Here is a 7,215-nt window from a genome sequence, read left to right as displayed (position 1 = left end):
TCTGTCATGCGGGAAAGCCGAATCACTGGCGTATGTCCCATTGCTTCTAATACGTTGTTGTAAACCATATGAATCATCCTCGTATACAAAAGCCGAAATCTCTCTCATTTTCGGCAAAAATTATGGTATTTCTACACTAGAAAACCATTATACCGGTTTTTCACGAGCTTTGCAAGATGATATGGATAAAAATAAATCCTATTAAAATGCTAGGAATCTGCCTTTTCTTCAGACTTTTTAGCAGATGTTGTATCATATGTTTTCGGGATGGTCTTTGCGATGAGATATTTGCCGTAGGCATTTTGCGCAATGGTGCGGAGATTATCTGGAGAGACATCACAGCGGCTCGCAAGCGTGTGCCTAGATGCCATCTCTTCGGTATAGTCGTCGAGCGGAATGACGCGGAACGTGCGGTTGCCGATGGAAGTGCACACCAGCGGCATCACGCCTGGATTTTTTACCGTCACTGTGCCGGATTCATCGCGCGTTAATGTGACTTGCAGCATACCTTCTACAATGGTTTCCGCTTTATTTTGACCGGAAATGAAGTTGCCGAGCGAATAGACGCAGAATGCACGGTTACCGTTTTCCGACTTGACCCAGCCTGCCGGTTCACATACGTGCGGATGCGCGCCGATAATCAAGGTTGCACCGTTTTCTGTCAGAAATTCGGCGAGATCTTCCTGTTCTTCGTTTTGTGTTGCGTGATATTCTTCGCCCCAGTGCATGACAACGACAACCGCATCACATTGCTTTTTGACGGCAGCGATCTCTTCCTTCATTTTGTCTTTGTCGATGAGAGAGACAAGATCCGGATTGCTTTCCGGCAGCTTGGCACCGTTTAACCCGTATGTATACGCGAGAAATCCCACTTTGATGCCATTTCGCTTGAGATAACGGACTGTGGCGCGGTCGTCTGCATCACGGCTGACACCGATACGAATCACGCCCTTATCTGCCTGCGAATCCCAGTAATCCATGGTGTCATAGACCGCACTGGACGTAGAGTCCATGGTGTGGTTGTTCGCCTGAGAGATAACATCAAAACCGGCGTCAACGAGAGCATCGCCGCACGCCTGCGGTGTATTGAAGCTTGGATAGCCCTCTGCTTTGCCCTTGCCGAGAGGGGATTCCTGATTAATCACTGCGATGTCTGCCGCTTGGACATATGGCTTGATTTTGGAATAGAATGGCGTGAAATCATAGCCGTCACTCGTTGAGGCATCATTGAGCAGAGTGTTGTGCATCAAATTGTCGCCGACAGCGATTAACGACAGCGTGCCGGATTTTACCGTCTTTTTCTTGTTGCTGTTGTCAGAGGAGGTCGTTTGGACGGTTTTGTTCTGCGCCTGCTGGGTCGATGCCTGTCTGGCACAGCTTACGCCGTGCGAGATAAACAGGATCAATATGACTGCGAGTACGACGAGCAGACCGACACGCCGGAGTTGTCTGCGGCGTTTGCGTTTGCGCCGCGCAATTTCTCTGCGCTGAGAGGGCGGCAGCTGCCGGTTAGAGGATGAATGGTTGGACGATTGATTTTTCATAAAGCATCTCTCTTTTCTGTTTGTTGTTTTCAGTTTATCAAGAAACGACAGATTGTCAAGAAGGAGTTTCTTTTGGCACAGACTTTGACAGGAAAGTATGAAAAAATAACAAGGACAACGGGAAGCAGCGGTTGACATTTGTCATATGGTGTTTTACGATATAACTATAGAGGTTGGGAATATACATACGGGAGGAAAACAAATGAAGATGAAGAATGCGATGCAGAGGAATATCTGCGTGATCGGACATAAAAATCCGGACACAGATTCCATTTGCTCTGCCATCGCCTATGCGAATCTGAAGAATTTGACTTCAGAACGGTCCTATGAGCCGAGAAGAGCGGGAGAGATCAATCAGGAAACAGCGTTTGTTTTGCAGAAATTTCATATGGAGCCGCCGGAGATGTGCTTGGATGTACATGCGACCGTCAGCGATATTGATATTCGATATATTGACGGTGTAGATGGCAATATGACCCTGCGCCGTGCATGGGAGACGATGCGAGATCAGGACATCACCACGCTGCCGATTACAACAAATGACAACAAGCCGGAAGGCTTGATTACCTTGAAACGTTTGGCAATGGCCAATATGGACAGCTTGGATCCGCACGCGGTATCCAACGCCTGCACGCCGATTGCCAATATCGTCGAGACCCTGCACGGTACATTGATTACCGGCGATCATGATATGGTTCTCGATCAGGGCAAGATTGTCATCGCGGCGGGCAGCCCGGAAGCAATGGAAAATATGGTGGACCCGGGAGATATTGTGCTGGTTGCCAATCGATATGAGGCGCAGCTGTGTGCGATTGAATTGGAAGCGGCGTGCTTGGTTGTGTGCATGACGCCGAAAATCGCAAAAACCATCATCAAGATTGCCAAGGAACACAACTGCACAGTGATCAGCACCCCGTATGATACCTATGCGGCATCGTGCCTAATTAATCAGAGTATCCCAATTCGGCATCCGATGGCGAAAGCGATGATTTCTTTCCAACTGGATACGCCGATTGAAGAAGCAAAGAAGATCATGGGTCGTGTGCGTCATAATTATTTTCCTGTCATGGACAAGCAGGGGTATTATCAGGGCGTTATCTCCCGCCGTAACTTGCTGAATTTACAGCGCAAGCAGTTGATTCTTGTCGATCACAATGAGAAAACCCAGTGCGTAGACGGCTTTGAGGAAGCGGAAATTTTGGAGATCATTGACCATCATCGCATTGGCAATTTGGAGACCAGCAGTCCAGTATACTTCCGCAATCATCCGGTTGGCTGCACGGCAACCATTATTTATCAGATGTACGGGGAGAGCGGCGTTGAAATCGAACCGAATATGGCGGGCATTTTGTGCAGCGCGATTTTGTCGGATACGTTGATTTTCCGTTCTCCGACTTGCACCGCACAGGATGAATATGCCGCGCGTAAGCTCGCAGAGATTGCAGGCATTGATATTGACCAGTTTGCCCAAGAAATGTTTGAGGCAGGCGAAAACCTGCAAGAGCGCACCGCAGAGCAGGTGCTGACGCAGGATTATAAGGTCTTTGCCAGCGGTGGGATTCGCTTTGGTGTCGGTCAGGGCAGTTATGTCAGCGCGAAAAACCGCGAGATGGCAAAGGAAATGCTCAATGGAGAAATGGAAAAGGTGCTGGCAAAAGAAAATGTAGATATGATTTTCTATCTTGTCACCAATATTCTCGATCAGTCCAGTGAGGTTTTGTTTGCCGGTAAAGATGCCGATGCCTTGCTTGGCACAGCATTTCATTGCACGGTGAAAAAGGGAGAGCCGCTGCTGCTCAAAGATGTGGTTTCCCGCAAAAAACAGTTCATTCCGGCTATGATTGGCGCGATTCAGAATCAATAAAAACCAAAAAACAGCGCAGTGGGAGAAACGGTTCTCCTGCTGCGCTGTTTGTCTGCTTAACGATTAAAATACGACGACGAGCAGCATTTTAAACTGCTCTTTTCCATATACCGCGTGTGGATGCTTGGCGGGCATCACGATAGATTCTCCTTCGTGCAGCTCGTAATCCATACCGTCAATGGTGATTTTTCCGACACCGTCGAGACAGGTCACAAAGGCATCGCCGCCGGACTCATGCGTGCTGATTTCTTCATCCTTGTCAAAGGCAAACAGGGTGATGCTGAGGGCATCATTTTGCGCCAGCGTTTTGCTGACGACCTGTCCTTCCTGATAGGAAACCTGTTCCTTGAGGGTCAGAACTTCAGATTTGGCAATGTTTTTCATCAATTGTTTCATGCGTATTCCTCCTAGCTGATGCAGTTAGTATACTACAGCTTGCCAAATATTTCGGTGGGAAATACAACGAAATCGGAAAAAGATAAAAAGAAACCCGCAGGTTTTCATACCTGCGGGTTTTGTTATGGCGGAGAGGGCGGGATTCGAACCCGCGTGCGATTGCTCGCAAACTGATTTCGAGTCAGCCCCGTTATGACCACTTCGATACCTCTCCAAATCAATCAGACAGTTTAAAACTGCCTGATTAGTATACAATATTTTTTTGCTGCCGTCAAGAGAAAATTAACGCTTTTCTTGAAGCAGTGCGCGAATGCGATCAATCGTTGTCTGGCTGACGATGTGCTCGATGCGGCACGCGTCGGTCTCAGCAGTTCGTGCGTCCAGAGACAGAACAGTCATCAGAAACTCCTTGATGAGCACGTGACGGTCGTAAATTTCATTGGCACGCTTGCGGCCTGCTTCGGTCAGCTGAATGGTTCCGTACAATTCCTGATCGACGAGACCTGCCTTTTTCAGGACACCCATCGCACGGGTAACGCTCGGCTTGGAATAGCCCAGCTCATTTGCAATATCAACAGCGCGGACGGTACCGTTGCGCATTTCGAGCAGAAGGATCGTCTCCAGATAGTTTTCACCGGATTCTTGGATCTTCATGTAAAACACCACCTTTATTTGCTACTGTAAACTGTATCTATTATAGCATAATTTTTGTGGAAACACAACAAAATGTATCAAAAATTCACGGGAACAAATCAAAAATCCGATACGCAACTAGTTAGTATTTGTGAACAATAGGCGGCTTTTAGCCAATTTTCTCTCCATATTCGGTTTTTTGCGGCTTGACATTGCGAAAACGGGAAAACTATGGTATGCTTATACTTGCTTATAAACACCCGTTTTTCATCACAGGGTGCGGAAAAAATTGAGTCTGTGACCCGTGGAGTCACAGGATTGGCGAGGTAATAGAATGGATTATAATCGTTTAGCAGAGCTGCTGTTTCCGGAAGTCACCGAGACACCGGAGGAGGTCGAGGCCCGCTATCCGGAAAGAGATCTGCCGGAGGGCGCAAAGGTCACTCGTATGGGCCCAAGCCCGACTGGCTTTATGCATTTGGGCAACCTGTACGGTGCACTGGTAGATGAGCGTCTGGCACATCAGTCCGGCGGCGTGTTCTTTCTCCGCATTGAGGACACGGATAAAAAGCGCGAAGTAGAGGGCGGCGTAGAGCTGATTCTGGAGACCTTTAAGAATTTTGGTCTGCCGTTTGACGAAGGCGTCACAGAAAACGGCGACAAGGGCAACTACGGTCCGTACCGCCAGAGCCAGCGCGCAGCAATTTATCATGTATTTGCCAAGGAACTGGTACAGCGCGGTTATGCGTATCCGTGCTTCTGCACCGAGGAAGAGCTGGCAGAGATGCACGCACAGCAGGAGGCAAATAAGGAGAACTTCGGTTACTACGGCAAATACGCGAAGTACCGTGATTGCCCGCTGGAAGAGATCGAGCGCCGCATTGCAGCTGGCGAAAGCTATGTTGTTCGCTTCCGTTCTCCGGGCAGCATTGAAAATAAGGTTCGTCATACCGATTTGGTCAAGGGCAAGCTGGAACTGACGGAAAACGATCAGGATATTGTGCTGCTCAAGTCGGATGGTATTCCGACCTATCATTTCGCCCATGTTGTGGACGATCATCTGATGCACACGACGCATGTCGTTCGCGGCGAAGAGTGGCTGGCTACGCTGCCGGTACATTTGCAGCTGTTTGATGTGCTGGGCTGGAAGCGTCCGAAGTATGTGCACACGGCACAGCTGATGAAGATGGATGGCGGTTCGAAGCGCAAGCTGTCCAAGAGAAAGGACCCGGAGCTGGCACTGTCCTATTATTATCAGCAGGGTATTCCGGTGCCGTCCGTCATGGAATATCTGATGACTCTGCTCAACTCCAATTTCGAGGAGTGGCGCCGTGCCAATCAGACAGCACCGCTGGATGATTTCCCGTTCAGCACAAAGAAGATGAGCGTTTCCGGTTCGCTGTTTGACATGGATAAGCTGCATGATGTCAGCAAGAATGTCATTTCCCGCATGAGCGCAGAGGATGTCTATGATTCTGTTGCCAAGTGGAGCGCAGATAATGATCCGGAGTTCCATGCACTGTTTGTCCGTGATCCGGAAATGACCAAGAAGTTCTTGGCAATTGGCAGAGGCGGCAAGAAGCCGCGCAAGGATCTGGCTCTGTGGAGCGAGACCAAGGCATATATGGACTTTATGTTTGATGAACTGTTCCAGCCGGACTATTCCGGTATGCCGGAGCGTGCCAAGGCAGATGCCAAGGCAATTCTGACTGAGTATCAGGATATTTATGATGCACAGGATGAGATGACCGTATGGTTTGATAAGGTAAAGGCACTGGCTGAGCGCCATGGCTTTGCACCGGAGACCAAGCTGTACAAGAAGAATCCGGAACAGTATAAGGGACCGGTAGGCGATATTTCGATGGTACTGCGTGTGGCAATCTGCGGCAGAACCAATGCGCCGGATCTGTATTCTGTCATGCAGCTGATGCCGGTTGACAAGATTCAGGCTCGTCTGGCTGCTGCCTGCGAAGCACTGTAAAAAAGAACAAGAATTTTGAACGTAAGACAACGGAGCCTCATGTCATCTGGGCATGAAATCTGCTGTCTTACTCTATTCTAAAAAAAAGGGGAACAACAATGGAATTTGCATCGAATTTTCTGCATGAGATCATTGATGAAGACATTGCAAACGGTCTGACCGAACGAATTCACACTCGTTTTCCGCCGGAGCCGAACGGCTATCTGCACATTGGCTCGGCAAAGGCGATTTACATCAACTGGTCTGTTGCACAGAAGTATAACGGTCTGTTTAATCTGCGCTTTGACGACACCAATCCGGTGCGCGAAGACGATGAGTATGTACAGGCTATTTTGCAGGATGTCGAGTGGCTGACCGGCTCGCAGCCGTCCGGCGGCATCTTCTACGGCTCGGATTACTTTGACAAGTGCTATGAGTGCGCGGAATACCTGATTAAGCAGGGCAAGGCATATGTCTGTGACCTGTCTCAGGATGAAATGCGCGAATACCGCGGCACCTTGACAGAGCCGGGCAAGAACAGTCCGTATCGGGATCGTTCGGTAGAGGAAAATCTGCGTCTGTTCGAGGAAATGCGTGCAGGCAAGTATGAACAGGGCGCAAAGACACTGCGCGCGAAGATTGACATGGCATCGCCGAACATGAACATGCGCGATCCAGCGATTTACCGCATTGTCTATGCTACCCATCACCGCATTGGCAACAAGTGGTGCATTTATCCGCTGTACGACTTTGCCCATCCGATTCAGGATGCGATGGAGCATATTACGCATTCTATGTGCTCGATTGAGTTTAAGAAC

General features: G+C 49.0%; 7 protein-coding genes and 1 tRNA gene. 4 read left to right on the top strand and 4 right to left on the bottom strand.

Going from position 1 to position 7,215, the window contains the following annotated elements; all coding sequences use genetic code 11:
• The coding region (locus ACR0P9_RS05365) for a hypothetical protein (protein WP_432618040.1) at nucleotides 1-205 on the top strand (205 nt) is incomplete at its 5' end.
• Between the two features lie 4 nt (nucleotides 206-209).
• Here ACR0P9_RS05365 and ACR0P9_RS05360 read toward each other — a convergent pair.
• Nucleotides 210-1,544 carry a CapA family protein gene (locus ACR0P9_RS05360; protein ID WP_432618038.1) on the bottom strand — a complete coding sequence of 445 codons (1,335 nt, stop codon included), beginning with the start codon at nucleotides 1,542-1,544 and terminating at the stop codon, nucleotides 210-212.
• Nucleotides 1,545-1,746: 202 nt separating this feature from the next.
• On the opposite strand from ACR0P9_RS05360, the gene ACR0P9_RS05355 reads away from it, so the two are divergent.
• The gene (locus ACR0P9_RS05355; RefSeq protein ID WP_432618036.1) at nucleotides 1,747-3,408 is read left to right on the top strand and encodes a putative manganese-dependent inorganic diphosphatase; all 1,662 of its coding nucleotides are present in this window, start codon (nucleotides 1,747-1,749) and stop codon (nucleotides 3,406-3,408) included.
• A gap of 63 nt (nucleotides 3,409-3,471) precedes the next feature.
• Here ACR0P9_RS05355 and ACR0P9_RS05350 read toward each other — a convergent pair whose 3' ends face one another.
• The 3 genes from ACR0P9_RS05350 to ACR0P9_RS05340 form a co-directional block, all read right to left on the bottom strand.
• Nucleotides 3,472-3,804 carry a cupin domain-containing protein gene (locus tag ACR0P9_RS05350; protein WP_432618034.1) on the bottom strand — a complete coding sequence of 111 codons (333 nt, stop codon included), beginning with the start codon at nucleotides 3,802-3,804 and terminating at the stop codon, nucleotides 3,472-3,474.
• 125 nt (nucleotides 3,805-3,929) lie between these two features.
• Nucleotides 3,930-4,018 (bottom strand) — tRNA-Ser (locus ACR0P9_RS05345).
• Nucleotides 4,019-4,086: 68 nt separating this feature from the next.
• Nucleotides 4,087-4,458 carry a metal-dependent transcriptional regulator gene (locus tag ACR0P9_RS05340; protein WP_216470705.1) on the bottom strand — a complete coding sequence of 124 codons (372 nt, stop codon included), beginning with the start codon at nucleotides 4,456-4,458 and terminating at the stop codon, nucleotides 4,087-4,089.
• A 313-nt stretch (nucleotides 4,459-4,771) separates the two neighbouring features.
• Here ACR0P9_RS05340 and ACR0P9_RS05335 point away from each other — a divergent pair, with 313 nt between their 5' ends.
• Both ACR0P9_RS05335 and ACR0P9_RS05330 read left to right on the top strand, forming a co-directional pair.
• Nucleotides 4,772-6,418, top strand: coding sequence for a glutamate--tRNA ligase (locus tag ACR0P9_RS05335; protein WP_432618032.1), 1,647 nt, complete (start codon nucleotides 4,772-4,774; stop codon nucleotides 6,416-6,418).
• Nucleotides 6,419-6,516: 98 nt separating this feature from the next.
• A partial coding sequence (locus ACR0P9_RS05330) for a glutamate--tRNA ligase family protein (protein WP_432618030.1) occupies nucleotides 6,517-7,215 on the top strand: 699 nt, incomplete at its 3' end.

Source organism: Butyricicoccus sp., from assembly GCF_050872565.1.
GTDB lineage: Bacteria > Bacillota > Clostridia > Oscillospirales > Butyricicoccaceae > Butyricicoccus_A.
The sequence above is the reverse complement of the archived record's forward strand: the minus strand, read 5'-3'. Positions and strand labels throughout refer to the sequence as shown.